Source organism: Saccharothrix sp. DSM 118769 (genome assembly GCF_052936295.1).
Genome location: NZ_CP193627.1, coordinates 1,133,317 through 1,150,982, shown reverse-complemented (window position 1 = coordinate 1,150,982; position 17,666 = coordinate 1,133,317). Strand labels below are relative to the sequence as shown.

General features: G+C 74.6%; 21 protein-coding genes. 9 read left to right on the top strand and 12 right to left on the bottom strand.

The annotated features are described in order from the left end of the window. The first annotated feature begins 118 nt into the window (after nucleotides 1–118). Nucleotides 119–964: an SMP-30/gluconolactonase/LRE family protein gene (locus ACRAKJ_RS05510; RefSeq protein ID WP_438925445.1), complete on the top strand. Its 846-nt coding sequence runs from the start codon at nucleotides 119–121 to the stop codon at nucleotides 962–964. A 7-nt stretch (nucleotides 965–971) separates the two neighbouring features. On the opposite strand, the gene ACRAKJ_RS05505 is transcribed toward ACRAKJ_RS05510, so the two are convergent. Continuing rightward, a complete protein-coding gene (locus ACRAKJ_RS05505) occupies nucleotides 972–1,742 on the bottom strand; it encodes an MBL fold metallo-hydrolase (protein ID WP_438925444.1) in 771 nt (256 codons plus the stop codon). Between ACRAKJ_RS05505 and ACRAKJ_RS05500 the strand changes: the two genes are divergently transcribed. Together ACRAKJ_RS05500 and ACRAKJ_RS05495 are read left to right on the top strand one after the other, a co-directional pair. Next, complete coding sequence (locus ACRAKJ_RS05500; protein ID WP_447008890.1) at nucleotides 1,737–2,342, top strand: hypothetical protein; 606 nt, start codon at nucleotides 1,737–1,739, stop codon at nucleotides 2,340–2,342. The two genes, ACRAKJ_RS05505 and ACRAKJ_RS05500, sit on opposite strands and share 6 nt — an antisense overlap. A gap of 16 nt (nucleotides 2,343–2,358) precedes the next feature. After that, a complete protein-coding gene (locus ACRAKJ_RS05495) occupies nucleotides 2,359–3,033 on the top strand; it encodes a hypothetical protein (RefSeq protein ID WP_438925442.1) in 675 nt (224 codons plus the stop codon). On the opposite strand, the gene ACRAKJ_RS05490 is transcribed toward ACRAKJ_RS05495, so the two are convergent. Both ACRAKJ_RS05490 and ACRAKJ_RS05485 read right to left on the bottom strand, forming a co-directional pair. After that, nucleotides 3,030–5,378, bottom strand: coding sequence for an RCC1 domain-containing protein (locus ACRAKJ_RS05490; RefSeq protein ID WP_438925441.1), 2,349 nt, complete (start codon nucleotides 5,376–5,378; stop codon nucleotides 3,030–3,032). The genes ACRAKJ_RS05495 and ACRAKJ_RS05490 overlap by 4 nt on opposite strands. 73 nt (nucleotides 5,379–5,451) lie before the next feature. Continuing rightward, on the bottom strand, nucleotides 5,452–5,862 hold the full coding sequence (locus tag ACRAKJ_RS05485) for a cytidine deaminase family protein (RefSeq protein ID WP_438925440.1): 411 nt from the start codon (nucleotides 5,860–5,862) through the stop codon (nucleotides 5,452–5,454). A 170-nt stretch (nucleotides 5,863–6,032) separates the two neighbouring features. Between ACRAKJ_RS05485 and ACRAKJ_RS05480 the strand changes: the two genes are divergently transcribed. Further along, nucleotides 6,033–6,701 (top strand): polysaccharide deacetylase family protein, encoded by a 669-nt coding sequence (locus tag ACRAKJ_RS05480; RefSeq protein ID WP_438925439.1) that lies wholly within the window; start codon nucleotides 6,033–6,035, stop codon nucleotides 6,699–6,701. Continuing rightward, nucleotides 6,698–8,041, top strand: a complete 1,344-nt coding sequence (locus ACRAKJ_RS05475) for an extracellular catalytic domain type 1 short-chain-length polyhydroxyalkanoate depolymerase (RefSeq protein WP_438925438.1) — start codon at nucleotides 6,698–6,700, stop codon at nucleotides 8,039–8,041. The genes ACRAKJ_RS05480 and ACRAKJ_RS05475 overlap by 4 nt, the downstream gene beginning before the upstream one ends. 106 nt (nucleotides 8,042–8,147) lie before the next feature. Here ACRAKJ_RS05475 and ACRAKJ_RS05470 read toward each other — a convergent pair whose 3' ends face one another. The 7 genes from ACRAKJ_RS05470 to clpS all read right to left on the bottom strand — a co-directional run bounded on the left by ACRAKJ_RS05470 (nucleotide 8,148) and on the right by clpS (nucleotide 12,033). Further along, nucleotides 8,148–9,098, bottom strand: a complete 951-nt coding sequence (locus ACRAKJ_RS05470) for a cysteine synthase (RefSeq protein ID WP_438925437.1) — start codon at nucleotides 9,096–9,098, stop codon at nucleotides 8,148–8,150. Between the two features lie 8 nt (nucleotides 9,099–9,106). Beyond that, on the bottom strand, nucleotides 9,107–9,379 hold the full coding sequence (locus tag ACRAKJ_RS05465; protein ID WP_106615251.1) for a MoaD/ThiS family protein: 273 nt from the start codon (nucleotides 9,377–9,379) through the stop codon (nucleotides 9,107–9,109). A gap of 51 nt (nucleotides 9,380–9,430) precedes the next feature. Then, a complete protein-coding gene (locus ACRAKJ_RS05460) occupies nucleotides 9,431–9,886 on the bottom strand; it encodes a Mov34/MPN/PAD-1 family protein (protein WP_438925436.1) in 456 nt (151 codons plus the stop codon). Nucleotides 9,887–9,938: 52 nt separating this feature from the next. Further along, nucleotides 9,939–10,487, bottom strand: a complete 549-nt coding sequence (locus ACRAKJ_RS05455) for a DUF2231 domain-containing protein (RefSeq protein ID WP_438925435.1) — start codon at nucleotides 10,485–10,487, stop codon at nucleotides 9,939–9,941. 112 nt (nucleotides 10,488–10,599) lie between these two features. Next, nucleotides 10,600–11,172: a peptidase S58, DmpA gene (locus ACRAKJ_RS05450; RefSeq protein ID WP_438925434.1), complete on the bottom strand. Its 573-nt coding sequence runs from the start codon at nucleotides 11,170–11,172 to the stop codon at nucleotides 10,600–10,602. A 7-nt stretch (nucleotides 11,173–11,179) separates the two neighbouring features. Beyond that, nucleotides 11,180–11,737: a DUF2017 domain-containing protein gene (locus tag ACRAKJ_RS05445; RefSeq protein WP_438925433.1), complete on the bottom strand. Its 558-nt coding sequence runs from the start codon at nucleotides 11,735–11,737 to the stop codon at nucleotides 11,180–11,182. Further along, complete coding sequence (gene clpS, locus ACRAKJ_RS05440; protein WP_438925432.1) at nucleotides 11,734–12,033, bottom strand: ATP-dependent Clp protease adapter ClpS; 300 nt, start codon at nucleotides 12,031–12,033, stop codon at nucleotides 11,734–11,736. The genes ACRAKJ_RS05445 and clpS overlap by 4 nt, the downstream gene beginning before the upstream one ends. Before the next feature lie 76 nt (nucleotides 12,034–12,109). On the opposite strand from clpS, the gene ACRAKJ_RS05435 reads away from it, so the two are divergent. Then, nucleotides 12,110–13,384: a nicotinate phosphoribosyltransferase gene (locus ACRAKJ_RS05435; protein WP_438925431.1), complete on the top strand. Its 1,275-nt coding sequence runs from the start codon at nucleotides 12,110–12,112 to the stop codon at nucleotides 13,382–13,384. Nucleotides 13,385–13,395: 11 nt separating this feature from the next. Next, entirely contained in the window at nucleotides 13,396–13,965 is a 570-nt protein-coding gene (locus tag ACRAKJ_RS05430) for an isochorismatase family protein (RefSeq protein ID WP_438925430.1), read from the top strand. A gap of 42 nt (nucleotides 13,966–14,007) precedes the next feature. Here the strand turns inward: ACRAKJ_RS05430 and ACRAKJ_RS05425 are convergent, their stop codons facing one another. Beyond that, complete coding sequence (locus ACRAKJ_RS05425; RefSeq protein WP_438925429.1) at nucleotides 14,008–14,667, bottom strand: hypothetical protein; 660 nt, start codon at nucleotides 14,665–14,667, stop codon at nucleotides 14,008–14,010. 72 nt (nucleotides 14,668–14,739) lie between these two features. Further along, nucleotides 14,740–15,957, bottom strand: coding sequence for a non-hydrolyzing UDP-N-acetylglucosamine 2-epimerase (gene wecB, locus ACRAKJ_RS05420; protein ID WP_438925428.1), 1,218 nt, complete (start codon nucleotides 15,955–15,957; stop codon nucleotides 14,740–14,742). 459 nt (nucleotides 15,958–16,416) lie between these two features. On the opposite strand from wecB, the gene ACRAKJ_RS05415 reads away from it, so the two are divergent. Both ACRAKJ_RS05415 and ACRAKJ_RS05410 read left to right on the top strand, forming a co-directional pair. Then, on the top strand, nucleotides 16,417–17,001 hold the full coding sequence (locus ACRAKJ_RS05415; protein WP_438925427.1) for a biotin transporter BioY: 585 nt from the start codon (nucleotides 16,417–16,419) through the stop codon (nucleotides 16,999–17,001). Then, nucleotides 16,998–17,666, top strand: coding sequence for a nucleotidyltransferase domain-containing protein (locus ACRAKJ_RS05410; protein WP_447008889.1), 669 nt, complete (start codon nucleotides 16,998–17,000; stop codon nucleotides 17,664–17,666). Before ACRAKJ_RS05415 ends, ACRAKJ_RS05410 begins: the two co-directional genes overlap by 4 nt.

Genomic DNA, 17,666 nt, shown 5'->3' with positions numbered 1-17,666 from the left:
CGCGAACCGGCGCACCCCGGGGGATCGCGGAGGCGCACGTGACGAGGGCGGGTCGACGCGGCGCGGCTTCACGCCCGGAAGCGCTCTCACGGTGCGTGACGGCCCGTAGGCTGTGCCGGTGCCGATCGATGTCGCGGTGAGGACCGAAGCCGCCCTGGGCGAAGCGCCCACGTGGGACCACTCCAGCGGGACCCTGCTGTGGGTGGACGTGCTCGGCAGCGAGGTGCACCGCTACAGCCCCCACAACGGGGACGACGCCGTGCTGGAGGTGCCCCAGCACGTGGGCGCGGCCAAGCCCCGCTCGCGCGGCGGGCTGGTGCTCAACCTGCGCGACGGCGTGGCGCTGGTCGACCGCGACGGCACCAAGACGTGGCTCGTGTACTGGGCCCGGGACGGCGTGCGCGGCAACGACGCGGCCGTCGACGCGGCGGGCAGGCTGTGGGCGGGCACGATGCGCTACGACGAGGAGCCCGGCGGCTGGCTGGCCCAGGTGGAGCCGTCCGGCGACGCGAAGGTCGTGCTCGACGGCGTGGGCGTGAGCAACGGCATCGGCTGGAGCCCGGACGGCTCGCTGATGTACTACGTCGACTCGGCGGAGCGCCGGGTCGACGTGCTCGACTACGACCGCGACACCGGCGAGGCGCGCGACCGCCGCCCGCTCGTCGCCGTCGACCGGGGCCTGCCGGACGGGCTCACCGTGGACTCGTCGGGCGCGGTCTGGGTGGCGCTGTGGGGTGGTGCGGCGGTGCGCCGGTACACCCCGGCCGGCGAGCTGGACCTGGAGGTCGAGCTGCCGGTGGGCCAGCCGACGGCGTGCTGCTTCGGCGGGCCGGACTTCACCGACCTGTACGTGACGACGGCGCGCGTCGGGCTGTCCGGGGACGCGCTGAGCGAGCTGGCCGGGTCGGTGCTCGTGCTGCCCGGCGCGGGCGAGGGCCTGCCGTCCCACGCGTTCGCGGGCTGAGGTCCCCTCAGACCTCGTGCACCTGGTCGGGCGCGGCGAGCGCCACGGGGCCGTCGAACTCCTCGGCCGCGTCGGCGAGCACGCCCTCCCGGTCCGACCACGGCAGCACGTGGGTGAGCACGAGCCGCCCGACGCCCGCCTCCCGCGCGACCTCGCCCGCCTCCCGCCCGCTCATGTGCAGGTAGTTGGCGCGACCGGCCTGCTCGCGCCACGCGGCGTCGGCGAGCAGCAGGTCCGCGCCGCGGGCCAGGTCGACCAGCTCCCGGCAGGGCACCGTGTCGCCGGAGAAGACCAGCGACGCGCCGCCGTGCGTGATGCGGAACGCGTACGCCTCGCAGATGTGCTTCGCGGCGGCGACCTCGACGTCCACGTCGCCGACCCGGTAGTGGCCGGGCTTGAGCGGCACGAAGTCGAAGGTGCGCCGCAGGTCCAGCCGGGCCAGCTCGGCGCGGTCGGCGGCGTGCGCGGCGGCCAGCCGGGAGGGCGCGTGCGACGGGGCGAACACCGGCAGCCGCCGGCTCGACACGTCGAACGGCGGCTCCGGGTGCGCGTGGCGGTGCACGGTGAGCGCGCTGAAGTCCGCGCAGTGGTCGAGGTGCAGGTGCGACAGCAGCACGGCGTCGAGGTCGAACGGGTCGCAGTGGCGCATCAGCGCGCCGAACACGCCGCCGCCGAGCTCCAGCAGGAGCCGGACCCCGCCCGCCGACACCAGGTAGCCGGACGTCGGCAGTCGCGGTCCGGGCGCGCTGCCCGAACACCCGAGCACCGTCAATTGCATGCGCGGAACGATAGCAGCCCGCAGTCGGCAAAAATGCGGAAAGGCGACGCGGCGGAGCTGCCAATATCAGTGGCGGATGGGTTCACTCGAATGCATCAACCGGGGGTGCGGGTGTCGGTCGAGATCGAGCGCAAGTTCCTCCTCGGCGCGGAGCCCGATTGGTCGCGGGTGCGCGCGGGAGGACTGCGCCGGACCGAGTTCGAACAGGTCTATCTGCGGGTTACCGAAGCGGCCGAGAAGCGCATCCGGCGACGCGTGGACGGCCGTCGGGTCGGCTACGAGTACGCGAGCCTGACGCCCGCGCGCGGCGGTGTGCGCACCGTCGAGGAGATCCCGATCGACGGCGCCGAGTACGACCGGCTGAAGGCCCGGCGCGACGGCCGCAGGCACGTCATCCGCAAGACGCGCACCACGTTCCCCTGGGGTGACCACGTGTACGAGGTCGACCACATCACCGAACCGGCGAGCCGCGCGTGCTGGCTGCTGGAGGTGCAGGTCGCCCGCCCGGACGACGTGGTGGCGATTCCGGAATTCCTGCCGGTGGTGCGCGAGGTGACCGACGAACCGGCATATCGCAACGCCCACATCGCCCTGGGCTGAACGGACGGCGGCATTCATGGAACTGCGCGACATCGCGGGGTTCGTGACCGACTACCGGTCGGGCAACGACACCGCCCTGGTCGATTGCCTGCGCCGGGTGGCGGCGCCGGAATTCCTGCGCCCGCTGCTCGCGCGCCGCGCGGCGGAGGAGGTGCCCGATCAGGCGTACCGACACCCGAACGGCTTCTTGAAGATCGTGCTGCTGGCTGATCCGCAATTCCAGCTGAGGCTGCACGTGTGGCGCCCGGCGCCGGAATACCCGGCGGCGGCGGAGAACGTGCACAACCACCGCTGGGATTTCGCCTCGGCGGTCCTCGCGGGCGGCTACCGCTTCCAGGAGTTCGCGCACGACGCGCGGGGCGCGGACTTCCGGGGCTACCTCTACCACGGCCACGACCGGGGTCGGACGTACGCGATGTCCCCCACCGGCGAGGCGCGGCTGCGCTGCACGTTCGACGCGGAGCTGCGCAGCGGCAGCAGCTACCTGCTGACCTCCGACGTCCTGCACCGCGTGGTGGGCCCGGTCGACCGCACCACCGTGTCCCTGGTCCTCCAGGGGCCGCACAAGGACGTGCCGGTCGAGGTCTACGCCGAGGGGGACCTGGAGTCGGGTGAGGGGATCGCGCTCGCCCCGCTCCCGCGCGAGCAGGTCGCGCGGGAGCTGGGGCGCGTGCTGGAGCTGGTCCTTTAGGGCACGACCGCGTACTGCCCGAACCGGCCGGCGGCGACGGCGGACGCGCCGGGGAGCAGGGTGCGGACCGGTGCGGTGGCGACGCACGGCGCGGCGACCGGGTACGAGCACGCGGCCGAGGTGCCGTCGCCGAGGTTGCCGTCGTGGCCGTTGCCGCCCCACGACCACACCGCGCCGTCGGGCTTCACGGCCAGCACGGTCCCGGCCCCGCCGTCCACCACGACCGGGCCGGTCAGCCCGGCCACCCGGACCGGGACGCGCGACACGCAAGGGCTCGACGGTTCCGGGCACGGGGTCCCGGTGCCCAGCTCGCCCCGGTGGTGGACGCCCCACGCCCACACCGCGCCGTCCGAGGTGACGGCGTGGGCGGAGTTGGCGCCGCCGTCGATCGACACGACGCCGGTCAGGCCGGTCACCTGCACCGGCACCCTGCTCCAGTTCCCCTGCGGCGTGGCGGCCCCCAGCTCACCGGAGGAGTTCTGCCCCCAGGCCCACGCCGTGCCGTCCGAGCGCAGGGCGTAGGCGTTGTCCCCGTCGCTGCCGGCGACCGCGGTGACCCTGGTGCCCGCGGGCAGCGGCACCGCGATGCGCGCCGGCTGCCCGACCGCGCAGGTGGGCACCCCGGGGCAGTGGGCCGGGTCGAACGCCCACGCCGAACCGCCCCAGCCCCACAGCGCGCCGTCCGACCCGAGTGCGAACGCGGCGTCCCCGGCGGCGGCGACGGCCGTCACGCCGGTGAGGCCGGAGACCCGCACGGGGGTGTCGGAGCCGTGCCGCCCGACCCCGAGCTGCCCCCGGGAACCGTCGCCCCAGGCCCACACCGTGCCGTCCGACCCGAGCGCGTACGCGGTCCCGTCACCGGCGGCGACGGCGGTCACGCCGGTCAGGCCGGCCACCGGCAGCGGCACCTCGGAGTCGCCGCCGGTGGCGCCGGTGCCGAGCTGGCCGAGGCTGTTGTCGCCCCACGCGCGCACGGTGCCGTCGTGCAGCACCGCGTAGGAGTTCCGGGCGCCCGACACCGCGGAGGCGACACCGGACAGCCACGGGCGGGGGGACGGCGTCGCGCCGTAGCGCCGCGCGACGCCGTTGCGCGTGCCTCCCCAGCCGTGGACGCAGTCCGCCGCGCAGCCGGGCGGGGTGGCGAAGAACCCGGAGACGTCCAGGACCAGGTCGGTGGACCCGGCGTTGTTGCGGAGCGAGACGAGCGCGTCGCCGCCGGTCGCGACGACCGCGCCGTTGGCCGTGTCCCGCCCCGGCACCAGGTTGAGGTTCGAGGTGGCCGGCTCGGGGGTGCCGGTGGCGAACGCCGTCACGTGGGTGTCGGCGGTCGCGCCGGTGCCGGTCAGGTTCACCACGACGGCCGCGGCGGAGGCCGGCAGGCGGGTGGAGAGGTCCGCGCCGCGGCTCCGGCCCGCGCCGACCGGTCCGCCGTCGAGGCGGGTGTCCAGCGCCCGGAACGCCGTCACCGGGAAGAACAGGTGGCCGCGGTCTGCGGCGTAGTGGCCGACCAGGTCCACGGCCAGGTGGGTGCTGCCCTGGTTGTTGTGCAGGGCGATCCGCCGGCCCGCGCCCAGGGCGACCGTGACGAGGTTGGGCGTGATCTGCCCGGCGGTCAGGTTGACGCTCGACGCGTCCGGCCTGGCCGTGCCCGCGGGGAACGCGGTCACGTGCGTGTCGGTGCTCGGCAGGACGCCGGTCAGGTTGACCACGACCGAGGTGGCCGACGCGGGCACCCGGCCGGACAGGTCGACCTCGCGCGTCCCGCCCTGGCCGAGCGGCGCGCTCCCGCGGGTGTCCAGCACGCGGGCCGGCGTCGTGGGGGTGAACCGCGACGCGGTGTGCTCGGCGACGTAGTAGCCGGCCAGGTCGGCGACCAGGTGCACGGTGCCGGCGTTGTTGGTCAGCAGGACCTCGCGGTGGGCCGACAGGGTCGCGGTGACCTGGTTGGCCCGGATCTCGCCCGGACCGACGTTGAGGCTGGAGACGGCCGGCGCCTGCTGCCCGTACGGGGACACGCGGACGTGCGTGGCCTCGGTCGGCCGCACGGCGGTCAGGTTCAGCACCACCGCGGTGGCCGTGTCGGGCAGCGTCCACGACAGGTCCAGGCCCAGCGCGTCCTCGACCGGGCCGGTGCCGGCGGTGCGGGTGTCCAGCACCCGCTTCGGGGCGGTCGGGACGAAGGTCGCACCCTCGTCGATCGCCTTCACGGTGGCAGCGGTGGCAGCGGTGGCGGCGGCAGGGGCGGCGGCGGCAGGGGCGGCGGCGGCCGGCGCGTCCTGGGCCGTGGCGATCTGGGTCGTGGACGCGACGAGCGCGCAGACGACCAACGGCGGCAGCCGTCTCATGGAGGTTCCCCCGGGGTGTCGCGATGAGCCGGCTCACCCTATGTCGGCCGACACCCGGAAATCCATCGGTCGCCTACGTTCCCCGGCTCCGCCGCTCCAGTTCCGACAGGTGCTCCGACCAGCGGTAAGCACCGGGTAGCAGGTCGGTCACCGGAACGACCTCGTCGACGCCCACGACGACGCGCACGCCCGGCACGAGGTCGCACAGCACCTGGCGGCAGCGGCCGCACGGGGTGACCACGCCGGTGGCGTCCACCGCCACGACCGCGTCCAGCTCGTAGACGCCCTCGGCCGCCGCCGCGCCCAGGACGACCAGCTCGGCGCACGGGCCGCCGGTGAAGTGGAAGACGTTGAGGCCGGTGAACACGCGGCCGTCCGGCGCGCGCCCGGCGGCGGCCACCGTGTGGTGCCGCCACCTCCCGTGCTCCCTCACCGCGGCGAGCGCCCGGTCGAGCAGGGCCCGGTCCGCGTCGGTCGGCTGCACCGGGCGAGACTACGAAAGTTTCCTCCCGACCGACTCCGACCAAACGGGTGCACTTGGCGTTGCACCAGCTCAGTAGGCCATTTGAGATTCGCAACATTCACGAAAGCCGTTGTCAGGAGCGCGCCGGCGGACACATAGTGCGATCACCTTCACCGTGCTGAGGAGCAAAGATGCTCTTGAGAACTGTTCTCGCCGCGGTCCTGCTGGCGGTCACGGCGGTCGCCCTCCCCGCGTCCGCTCAGGCCGCGTCCGCGCAGGCCGCCGCGTGCAACGGGTACGTCGCCCTGACCTACGACGACGGCCCCAACGCCCAGTACACCCGCCCCCTGTTGAGCGCGCTGCGGTCGGCGGGCGCGCGGGCGACGTTCTTCGACCTGGGCTCGCGCGTGCAGCAGCAGCCGCAGCTGTCCCGCGAGACCGCGTCGGCCGGCATGTGGATCGGGAACCACTCGTGGTCCCACCCTTACCTGACGAACCTGGGCGCGGCGGCGGTGGCCAAGGAGCTGGGCGACACGCAGAACGCGATCCGGAACGCCACCGGCCAGGCGCCGACGCTGTTCCGCCCGCCGTACGGCGCGACGAACGCGACCGTGCAGAACGAGGCGCGCAGGCTCGGCCTGACCCAGGTGACCTGGTCGGTCGACACGCAGGACTGGAACGGCGCGTCCACCGACGCCATCGTGCGCTCGGCGACCGGCGCGAACGCCGGGGCGATCGTGCTCATGCACGCGAGCTACCAGAGCACGGTCAACGCCGTGCCGCGCATCGTGCAGGGCCTGGCGGCCAAGAACCTGTGCCCCGGCCGGATCAACAACAGCGGACAGGTGGTGGCACCGTGAGCGGGGCGCGCGCGAGGACGTTCGGGGCCCTGGTCGCCGCCGTCGCCGCCACCGCGGCGTTCGTGCTGGCCGCCGTCGGCGCGCCGACGGCGTCGGCCGCGACGCTCACCGAGGTGACCGGGTTCGGCACGAACCCCAGCAACCTGCGGATGCACCTCTACGTGCCGGACCGCACGCAGGCCCGCCCGCCGGTGCTGCTCGCCGTGCACTACTGCACGGGCACCGGCCAGGCGTTCTACTCCGGCACCGAGTTCGCCCGGCTCGCCGACCAGTACGGGTTCATCGTCATCTACCCGACGGCCACCCGGTCCGGCGGCTGCTACGACGTGTCCTCCCCGCAGGCCCTGCGCCGCGACGGCGGCAGCGACCCGGTCGGGCTGATGTCGATGGTCCGCTACACGCTCCAGCGCTACAACGGCGACGCGTCCCGGGTGTTCGTCACCGGCGTGTCCTCGGGCGCGATGACCACGAACGTGATGCTGGCCAACTACCCGGACGTGTTCGCGGCCGGCGCGGCGTTCGCGGGCGTGCCGGCGAGCTGCTTCGCCACCACCGACGGCTCGTCGTGGAACAGCGCGTGCGCCAACGGGCAGGTCAACAAGACCCCGCAGGAGTGGGGCAACCTGGTGCGCGCCGCCTACCCGGGCTACTCGGGGGCGCGACCGCGGATGCAGCTGTGGCACGGCACCGCCGACGACACGCTGCGCTACCCGAACTTCACCGAAGAGATCGAGCAGTGGACCAACGTCCACGGCCTGTCGACCACGCCGACGTCCACGGACAGCCCCCAGTCGGGCTGGACGCGCACCCGGTACGGGACGGCGGTCGAGGCGATCTCGTTGCAGGGCACCGGGCACAACGTGCTGGGCTCGGGCATGGCGCTGCGGGCTATCCAGTTCTTCGGGCTGGACCAGAGCGGGCCCACCAGCACCACCACCACGACCAGCACGACGACCACGACCACGAGCACCACCACCACCACGACCAGCACCACGACGACGACCACGACCCCGCCGCCCGGCGGCGCGTGCCGCGTCACCTACTCGGTCAACGCGTGGAACACCGGCCTCACCGCGAACATCACCATCGCCAACACCGGCACCACCGCGGTCAACGGCTGGGAGCTGGCCTTCACGCTGCCGAGCGGCCAGACCGTCACCGGCGGCTGGAGCGCCACCTACTCGCCGACCAGCGGCGCGGTGACGGCGCGCAACGTCAATTACAACCCGACCATCAACGCCGGCGCGTCGATCGGCATCGGCCTCCAGGCCACCCACGGCGGCAACACCGGAAAACCGTCCGCGTTCACCCTCAACGGCGCGGCCTGCACCGTCGCCTGACCCCGTCCCGGGTCCGGCGAACGACGAAGGGGCCCCCGCCTTGCCCGGCGGGGGCCCCTTCCGCGTCAGCGGCTTCCGCGTCAGCGACTTCTTCGTCGTCGGGGGGCTATGCCCAGAGGTGGCCGTCGAGGCGTTCCGCGGCCTCGTCCAGCGTGCCCGCGTACGCGCCGGTGGACAGGTACTTCCAGCCCGCGTCGCACACGACGAACGCCACGTCCGCCGACTCGCCCTTCGCCACCGCCTTCTCCGCCGCGGCGAGCGCCGCGTGCAGGATCGCGCCGGTGGAGATGCCCGCGAAGATGCCCTCCACCTCCAGCAGCTGCCGGGTGCGGCGCAGGGCGTCGTAGGAGCCCACCGAGTAGCGGCCGGTCAGCACCTCGGCGTCGTACAGCTCCGGCACGAACCCCTCGTCGAGGTTGCGCAGGCCGTACACCAGCTCGCCGTAGCGCGGCTCGGCCGCGATGACCTGCACGTCCGGCTTGTGCTCGCGCAGGTAGCGGCCGACGCCGACGAGCGTGCCCGTGGTGCCCAGGCCCGCGACGAAGTGCGTGATCGTCGGCAGGTCCTTCAGCAGCTCGGGCCCGGTGCCGCGGTAGTGCGCGTCGGGGTTCGCCGGGTTGCCGTACTGGTAGAGCATGACCCAGTCGGGGTGCTGCGCGGCCAGCTCCTTGGCGGTGGCCACGGCCTGGTTGGAGCCGCCGGCGGCGGGCGAGAACACGATCCGCGCGCCGTACGCCTGGAGCAGCTGCTTGCGCTCCGACGAGGTGTTCTCCGGCATCACGCACACCAGGCCGTAGCCCTTGAGCTTCGCCGCCATGGCCAGGGCGATGCCCGTGTTGCCCGAGGTCGGCTCCAGGATCGTGCAGCCCGGCGTGAGCGCCCCGGAGCGCTCGGCCTCCTCGATCATCATCAGGACCGGGCGGTCCTTGATCGAGCCGGTGGGGTTGCGGTCCTCCAGCTTCGCCCACAGCCGCACGTCCGGGGACGGCGACAGCCGCGGCAGCCCCACCAGGGGCGTGCCGCCGACCGCGTCGAGCAGCGAGTCGTACCTGGCCACGGGACGGATCAGCCGCCCGCGACGGCGGGCAGGATCGTCACGGTGTCGCCGTCCTTCACGGCGGCCTCCAGGCCACCCGCGAAGCGCACGTCCTCGTCGTTGACGTAGACGTTGACGAACCGGTGGAGCGCGCCCTCCTTGACCAGGCGCTGCTTCAGGCCACCGTGGTTGGTCTCCAGGTCGTCGATGACCTCGGCGAGCGTGGCGCCCGCGGCCTCGACGGACTTCTGCCCACCGGTGTGGGTGCGCAGGATCGTGGGGATGGAGACGGTGACGGCCATGCTGGGACCTCCGAGGAACGGGTTTGGTGAAGTGCGACGAGAACGCGCGGCTCAGCGACAGTCGGGCGTGTCGTCGGAGCCGGTGTGGGCGAACATGTACGACTCGACGACCTCGACCGGTTCCTCGGTGACCACGCCGTCCACGATGCGGTAGGAGCGCAGCTCGTGCTGCTCCGGGTCGCGCGTGGAGATCAGGACGTAGTGCGCCTGCGGCTCGCTCGCGTAGGAGACGTCGGTCCGCGACGGGTACGCCTCGGTGGCGGTGTGCGAGTGGTAGACGACGATCGTCTCCTCGTCGTTCCGGTCCATCTCGCGGTGCACCCGGAGCTGCTCCATCGAGTCGAAGCGGTAGAACGTGGGCGAGCGCTCGGCGTTGTCCATCGCGATGAACCGCTCGGGGCGGTCGGAGCCCTCGGGGCCCGCGATGATCCCGCACGCCTCGTCCGGGTGGTCGCGACGGGCGTGCGCCACCATCGCGTCCACGAGGTCACGGCGAATCACCAGCACGTCCGTCATCCTACGTGGTGGCGGAAGGTGTTCCGCTTCGTGGGAAGCCCCGCTACACCGGTTCGCCGACGAGCCTCCCGCCGCTGGCCGCGACCGCTTCCGGGGACCGCAGCAGGGCCTGGTGGGCGCTGAGCGCGCCACCGGCGGCCAGCGCGGCGAGCCCCACCGCCGACAGCGCCCGCGCCAGCAGCCCGAACCCGTGCCCGCGCAGGCGGAACGACGTCAGGTAGCACGCGGTGGCGGTGGCGTTCGCGGCCAGGTGCACGAACGCGGTGCGGCGCTCGGCGCGGTCCAGCGTCCCGTACTCGGCCAGCTCGGTCGCCAGCGCGGCCGGCGCGGCGGCCAGCCCGGCCCCGATCAGCGCGCGCGACGCCGTGCTGCCACCGGGCGCGAGGTCGAGCGCGGCGGAGGCGGCGTAGAAGCTCATCGGCAGCACCACGACCGCCGGGTGCACCGGCTTGCCCAGCGCCCGCTTGCGCAGCAGGTTCGTCACCTCCTGCCGGCGCAGGGTCGCGGGGATGGCCTCGGCCAGCGCACCGGCGGCCTTGTCCACCGCGGGACTCGTCTCGACCCACCTGAGCAGCTTCTGCACGCCAGACATGGGGGACGGGTACCCCTCGGCGGTCCGGTTCGAACCCGGTCCGGTTCGAACCCGGTCCGGTTCGAACCCGGCCCGGTTCGAACCCGGCCCGGTTCGAACCCGGTCCGGGCGGCTACCGGCGGATTCCCGCGACCGCCCGCTCCAGCGAGTCGGCGGCGGCGGCGCACGCCGCGTCCAGGGACACCCCGCCCGTCCCCGAGGCCACCGCGAACACGGTCGCCGGCACGAACACGCCGGCCCGCGCGAAACCGTCCTGGGCGGACATCGCCACCCGCCGGCACTCCGCCTTGGTCAGGTCGCCCTCGACCACGACCAGCCCCGCCGCCGTGTCGCCCACCAGCGCGACGGCCCCGGCGCGCTCCTCGCGGGCGGCCCCGCAGGCGGCCCGGCCGTCGCCCGCCGGCAGCCCCAGGGCGGCGGCGGCCGGGACGACCGGGACGACCTCGTGCGCCGCGGTCCCGACCGGGAAGCCGGTGCCGCGCTCGGCCAGCAGGCCCACGACCTCCTCGGCCGCGCCGAGCCCGCCGCCGCACAGCACGACCGCGTGCACGTGGCGCACCAGCGCGGTGGGGTCCAGCAGGTCCAGCTCGCGGGTGCCGACGGGGGCGCCCCGGACGTCGACGCCCGCCACCGCCCCGCCCGGCGCGAGCAGGACCACGACACCGGGCGCGCGGCCGACCAGCACGCCGGTCTCAGTCCAGGACGGCTTCGACCAGGGTCTCCTGCACCCAGGTGAGCCAGTGGTAGACGCCCAGGTGCGGCGAGCGCGGGTCGTCGGGCGGCAGCTCCTCGGGCATGTCCTCCTGCACGTCGAGCGCGGTGCCCAGGGCCAGGCGGACGTCGTTGAGCGCCGACAGCCACGCCTCGGCCTGCTCCAGCTCCAGCCGCACCTCGCCGCCCTCGGCCGGGCACGTGGCCAGCACGACGGCGGCGACGCCGGTCTTCAGGTCCAGCAGCGCGGGTTCGTGCAGCGAGCGCAGCGCGTTGGCGGAGTCGACCTCGGACGGGTCGGGCGCGTCGGGGTCGAGGCGGTGGAAGTCGGGCAGGAGCCGGCCCAGGATCGGGTCGTCGGGCGGCGTGGAGGGGCCGGTGCGGATACCGGTCAGCTCGGCCAGCTCGTCCTGCGGCGCCTCCTCGGCGCGGGCGGCGAGCATGTCCTGGACCTGGCTGACCAACCCGCGCACGACGGCGGCCTCCTGCCGGTCGAACCGGCCGAGCACCTGGTCGCCGGCGCGGCTCCACTTCTTCACGACGAACGCTGCATGGTCGCCCAGAGCCCCGCCGCGTGCAGCTTCGCCACGTCGGCCTCCACCTTGTCCTTGCTCCCCGACGACACGATCGCCCTGCCCTTGTGGTGGACGTCCAGCATCAGCTTCGTCGCGTGGTCGCGGCTGTAGCCGAACAGCTTCTGGAGCACGTACGTCACGTAGGACATCAGGTTCACCGGGTCGTTCCAGACCAGGGTCTGCCAGGGGCGGTCCTCGGCGCGGACCTCCTCACCGGTCGGCTCAACCTGCGTCCGCTCCTGCTCGACGGGCGTGGTCATACCGCCAATGGTGTCATGTTCCGGTCCGTGGCGGAGCCCACAGGTCGGTCTGCGCCGATCGGCTTAGGCTCTGGACATGTCGACGTCGCTGTTCACCGACCACTACGAGCTGACGATGCTGGCCGCGGCGTTGCGCGACGGCACCGCCGACCGGCCGTGCGTCTTCGAGGTCTTCGCCCGCAGGCTCCCCGAGGGCAGGCGCTACGGCGTGGTCGCGGGCACCGGCCGGCTGCTCGACGCCATCACCTCGTTCACCTTCGGCCCGGACGAGCTGGAGCTGCTGGAGCGCACGGGCGTGGTCGACCGCGCGACCCTCGACTGGCTGGGCGGGTACCGCTTCACCGGCGACGTCGACGGCTACCCGGAGGGCGAGCTGTACTTCCCGGGCTCGCCGGTCCTGTCCGTGCGCGCCCCGTTCGGCGTGGGCGTGGTGCTGGAGACGCTGGCCCTGTCGATCCTCAACCACGACAGCGCCATCGCCTCGGCCGCCGCCCGGATGGTGGGCGCCGCGAACGGCCGCCGCATGATCGAGATGGGCTCGCGCCGCACGCACGAGGAGGCGGCCGTGTCGTCGGCGCGCGCCGCGTACCTGGCGGGCTTCACGGCGACGTCGAACCTGGAGGCGGCGCGGCGGCACGGCATCCCGACCGCCGGGACGTGCGCGCACGCGTTCACCCTGCTGCACGACACCGAGGAGGAGGCGTTCCGCGCGCAGGTGGACGCGCTCGGCGTGGGCACCACGCTGCTGGTGGACACCTACGACATCACCAACGGCATCAGGACCGCCGTCGAGGTGGCCGGCCCGGAGCTGGGCGCGGTGCGGATCGACTCGGGCGACCTGGGCGTGCTGGCCCGGCAGGCGCGGGAGCAGCTCGACTCGCTGGGCGCGCGGCAGACCCGGATCGTGGTGTCCGGCGACCTGGACGAGTACGCGATCGCGATGCTGCGGGCCGAGCCGGTGGACGCCTACGGCGTGGGCACGTCGGTGGTGACGGGCTCGGGCGCGCCGACCGCGGGCATGGTCTACAAGCTCGTCGAGGTCGACGGCCGCCCGGTGGCGAAGCGCAGCTCGCACAAGGAGTCGCGCGGCGGGCGCAAGAACGCGCTGCGGCGGCACAAGGAGACGGGCACGGCGCTGGAGGAGGTCGTGTTCCCGCACGACGAGCAGCCCGAGCTGGGCGCGCACGACCGGTTGCTGCCGGTGCCGCTGGTCCGGGAGGGGTCGCGGGTGGAAGGCTTGGACACCCTGGCGGAGAGCCGGGAACGGCTGCGCGCCGCCCTGGTGACCGTGCCGTGGGAGGGCCTGAAGCTGTCCCGCGGCGAGCCCGCGATTCCGACGACGTTCCTCTGAGGGGGTCCGACATGAGCAAGGCACTGGTCGTGGTGGACGTGCAGAACGACTTCTGCGAGGGCGGGTCCCTGGCGGTGGCGGGCGGCGCGGCGGTGGCGGCGGCGATCTCGGCGCACATCGCGTCGGGGTCGTACGACCACGTGGTGGCGACGCGGGACTACCACGTGGACCCGGGTGACCACTTCAGCGAGACGCCCGACTTCGTGGACTCGTGGCCGGTGCACTGCGTGGCCGGGACGGCGGGCGCGTCGTTCCACCCGGAGCTGGACGTGACGGCCGTGGAGGCGGTGTTCTCCAAGGGCGAGTACGCGGCGGCCTACTCGGGCTTCGAGGGCGCGTCGGGCGGCGGCGAGTCGCTGGTGGACTGGCTGCGGTCGCGGGACGTGACCGAGGTCGACGTGGTGGGCATCGCGACGGACCACTGCGTGCGGGCGACGGCCCTGGACGCGGCGGCGGCGGGTTTCGCCACCACGGTGCTGCTGGACCTGACGGCGGGCGTGGCGCGGTCGACGGTGGACTCGGCGCTGACCCGGCTCGGCGAGGCGGGCGTGGCGCTGACCGGCACGCCGACCGTGGCCTGACCCGGTCCGGGGGTCACCTCGCCGGGTGACCCCCGACCCGCGTCACGGGGTGGGTGAGCAGGCGGCCGAGCCGAGGGCCACCTCGCCGGTCACGCCGGACGCCTCGGTGAAGCGGACGCGCAGCGCGGTGACGGCGATGCTGCCGTCGTTCGGCTCGGGCAGGACCGTCTCGCCGAACGTGACCCGCGCCAGGACCGTGCCGTCGGCCTTGCGCACCTCGTGCACGTGGTTGTTCGGGACCTGCTCGGGCAGGCCCGCGAAGCCGCCGAGGCCCTCGGCCCCCCAACCGACCTCGGTGCCCCGGTCGGTGGCCGCGCAGGTGGTCCTCCACCGGGCGACCCGCAGGCGCGGACCGCCGGCGGACACCAGCGCGGACAGCTCGAAGTCGGCGCCGGTCGCCTCGGACGAGGTGGTCGTGCGGTCCGCCGCCGGGTCGACGACGGTGGTGGTGCAGCCGGAGCCGCCCTCGCCGAAGCGGACGCCGGTGCGGGTCACCGGCTCGGACCTCGCGGTCGTGGTGCCGTCCACGGCGCACGCCGCCAGCGGCTCGATCACGACCCTGGTGCCCGCCTTGGTGAAGTCGGCCGAGCCGACCGACGCGACGCCGGCCGGGTTGGCCGCCCACGCGGCCGGCGCCGCGGTCAGGCCGAGCGCGAGCGCCGCGGTCAGCGCCCCGACCCGGCGCGCTCGGAAGTGGTTCATGGTGGTCGCCCTTCGTCTGGTGCTCGAATGATCGGAGACCGGACCGGGCGCGCCACCGGTCTTGTCCGCACATCACGCGGTAGGGGAAAGTCCGATACCCGGTCGGGTGAGGAATGACCGTGGGTCGCGAACGGGGACGCGGACCGGCAGCGGCGCGCCGGAGAAGCCGTCGGGCAGGCCGACGAGGCGTTCCAGGGCGCCGCGGACGCGGAACGCCGCGTGCCCGTCGCCGAACGGGTTGCGCCCCGCCGGCAGCCGCAGCCGCGAGCCGAGCACCCAGCCGGCCTCGGCGAGGATGCGGACGGGGTCGGTGCCGACGAGCCAGGCGCGGCCCGCGTCGACCGCCGCCGGCCGCTCGGTCGCGTCGCGCAGCACCAGCACGGGCACCCCGAACGACGGCGCCTCCTCCTGGACGCCGCCGGAGTCGGTGAGCACCAGCGCGGCCCGCCGCAGGGCGCGCACCAGGTCGGAGTGGTCCAGCGGCCCGCTCACCACGACCCGCTCGTGGTCGCCGAGCACGTCCACGACCGCCGAGCGCACGGCCGGGTCCGGGTGCGCGGGGACCAGCACGCGCACGTCGGGGTGCCGGTCGGCGAGGGTGCGCACGGCGCGCAGCACGCGTTCCAGCGGCGCGCCCCGGGACTCGGGCCGGTGCGCGGTGACCAGCACGAGCCGTTCGGAACGCTCGTCGAGGACCTGCTCCAGCAGGGCCAGGTCGGGGTCGCGGGCGGGCAGGTCCGCGGCGGCGGCGCGGCGGGCGGCGTCGACGGCGGTGTTGCCGGTGACCACGATCTCGCGGTCGGCCAGCGCCTCGCCGACGAGCGCGGCGGCGTCGTCGTCGGTGGGCGCGAGGTGCACCGCGGCGATGCGGGCGATCATCTGCCGGGCGCCCTCCTCGGGGAGCGGCCCCGCGGGGTCGCCGGCGCGCAGGCCGGCCTCCAGGTGGGCCACCGGGACGCCGCGCCAGAACGCGGCGAGCGCGCCCGCCAGCGCGGTGGTCGTGCCGCCCCGGACGAGGACGGCGGACGGTTCGCGGGTGGTCAGCACCCGGTCCAGCGCGGGCAGCAGCCCGGCGAACAGGTCGGCCTGGCCGCCGGCGGTCCGCGGCACGTCCAGCTCCACGTCGGGGCGCAGGCCGAACGAGCGCAGCGCCTGCTCGACCAGGGCGGGCTGCTGCCCGCCGTGGACGAGGACGGGCCGCAGCACCGGGTGGTCGGCCAGCGCCAGGGCCACCGGCGCGATCTTCACCGCATCGGGACGGGTCCCCGCGAGCAGCAGGACTTCCTCCACCTTGCGCCCCCTTCTCCTGATGATCCATCGAGCAATTGCCCCTATCGGCTTTCCTTCGATCGCATTAAGGGTTGCTCCCCGTAAAAGACGATCAACGCCACCCGAAGCGCCCAGCCGCGTCCACGGTCGGTGGGTGCCGCGCCGGGGGCGCGGTCGCCGCGTCACCCGATCCGGGGCTGAGGTTCGCCGGGCGCGGGTCCGATGACCACCGGGCGGCCCCGCCGCGACGGGCGGCCGGGGCGGGGGCGACCGGAGCAGGGCAGCCGGCGCGGGCGACCGGGGCGGGGCTGCCGGGGCGGGCGACCGGGGCGGGGCTGCCGGGGCGGGGTGACCGGGCCGGGGGGACCACGGTGTGGGACCCACCGCGTGACGTGCCCTACTTTGTCGAGTTCCGACGAAGACCGGAGCCGTGACCGCCGGTTAACCTCCGGGAGAAGTCGATCCCCAGGAGGTCCCACAGTGTCCGTCCTCGCCGTTCCCGGCCGTCGCGCGGTGCTCGCCGACCTGGTCCCCGGCGCCCTCGCGCGCGACATCGCCCTGGTCGTGGCGGGCGCCGGCCTGACCGGTCTGGCCGCGCAGGTGGCCCTGCCGGTGCCGGGCAGCCCCGTGCCGATCACCGGCCAGACGTTCGCCGCCCTGCTGGTGGGCGCGGCGCTCGGCTGGCAGCGCGGTGGCGCGTCCATGGTGCTGTACCTGGTCGCGGGCGTCGCCGGGGTGCCGTGGTTCCAGGGCGCCTCCTCGGGCGCGCCCGCCTCGCTCGGCTACGTCGTCGGCTTCGTGTTCGCGGGGGTGCTGGTCGGGCACCTCGCGGCGCGCGGCGGCGACCGGACCCCGCTGCGGACCGCCGGCACGATGGCCCTGGGCAACCTCGCGATCTACGCGTGCGGCGTGCCGTGGCTGATGGCCGCCGCCGGCGTCGGGTTCGGCAAGGCGCTCCAGCTCGGCGTGACCCCGTTCCTGCTGGGCGACGTGCTCAAGATCGCCCTGGCGGCCGGCCTGCTGCCCGCCGCGTGGGCGCTGGTGAACTTGGTCAAGAAGAAGTGAACGACGCTCACTTAAGGGCGCTCGACGAGTCCGCCCCCGGCCTGGTGGCCGCCGCGCACGTGGTGGGTTCCGCCGCGCTCGACGACCACCGGCCGGGGTCCGACCTCGACCTCGTGGTCGAGCTGTCGCGCACGCCGACGCCCGCCGACCTGGCGGCGCTGGCCGCCGCGCAGACCCCCGACCTGGACGTCGTCTACCTGGTGGGCGGCGAACCCGGGCCCTGGGCCCGGGAGGGCGGGTTCCACTCCTCCGGCGGCGAGGTCACGCCCGTCGTGCTGCTCCAGCTCGCCGCGTACTCGACCACGCTGCGCGGCCGGCGGCCGTCGCCCGCGGTGACCCGCGCCGAGGTCGAGGAGTACTGCCGGCGCAACCTCGTCGAGTACTGGCGGCCCCTGCTCGACCTGGTCGCCCAGGTCACCGGGCCTGGGCTGCGCGCGGGCGTGCTGTGGGTCGCGTTCGGCCCGGCCCGGCAGTGGCACACCATCCGGACCGGGGAGATCGTCTCCAAGTCGCGGGCCGCCGAGCTGGCCGCCGCGCACTGGCCCGACCTCGCCGGCCCGCTGCACGACCTGGTCGCCGCCCGGCGCGGTGCGGACGTGGAGCTGACGGAGGTCCACCGGGAAGCCGCGGTGGAGCTGGGCAGGCGGGTGCTCGCCGGGCTCTGA

What these genes read in the sequence shown, in the direction of transcription:
- clpS (WP_438925432.1), bottom strand. Translation starts at nt 12,033, where the DNA reads ATGACCACGCCCGTCGAGCAGGAGCGGACGCAGGTTGAGCCGACCGGT.
- ACRAKJ_RS05505 (WP_438925444.1), bottom strand. Translation starts at nt 1,742, where the DNA reads ATGCAATTGACGGTGCTCGGGTGTTCGGGCAGCGCGCCCGGACCGCGA.
- ACRAKJ_RS05455 (WP_438925435.1), bottom strand. Translation starts at nt 10,487, where the DNA reads ATGTCTGGCGTGCAGAAGCTGCTCAGGTGGGTCGAGACGAGTCCCGCG.
- ACRAKJ_RS05495 (WP_438925442.1), top strand. Translation starts at nt 2,359, where the DNA reads ATGGAACTGCGCGACATCGCGGGGTTCGTGACCGACTACCGGTCGGGC.
- ACRAKJ_RS05425 (WP_438925429.1), bottom strand. Translation starts at nt 14,667, where the DNA reads ATGAACCACTTCCGAGCGCGCCGGGTCGGGGCGCTGACCGCGGCGCTC.
- ACRAKJ_RS05430 (WP_438925430.1), top strand. Translation starts at nt 13,396, where the DNA reads ATGAGCAAGGCACTGGTCGTGGTGGACGTGCAGAACGACTTCTGCGAG.
- ACRAKJ_RS05465 (WP_106615251.1), bottom strand. Translation starts at nt 9,379, where the DNA reads ATGGCCGTCACCGTCTCCATCCCCACGATCCTGCGCACCCACACCGGT.
- ACRAKJ_RS05490 (WP_438925441.1), bottom strand. Translation starts at nt 5,378, where the DNA reads ATGAGACGGCTGCCGCCGTTGGTCGTCTGCGCGCTCGTCGCGTCCACG.
- ACRAKJ_RS05435 (WP_438925431.1), top strand. Translation starts at nt 12,110, where the DNA reads ATGTCGACGTCGCTGTTCACCGACCACTACGAGCTGACGATGCTGGCC.
- ACRAKJ_RS05480 (WP_438925439.1), top strand. Translation starts at nt 6,033, where the DNA reads ATGCTCTTGAGAACTGTTCTCGCCGCGGTCCTGCTGGCGGTCACGGCG.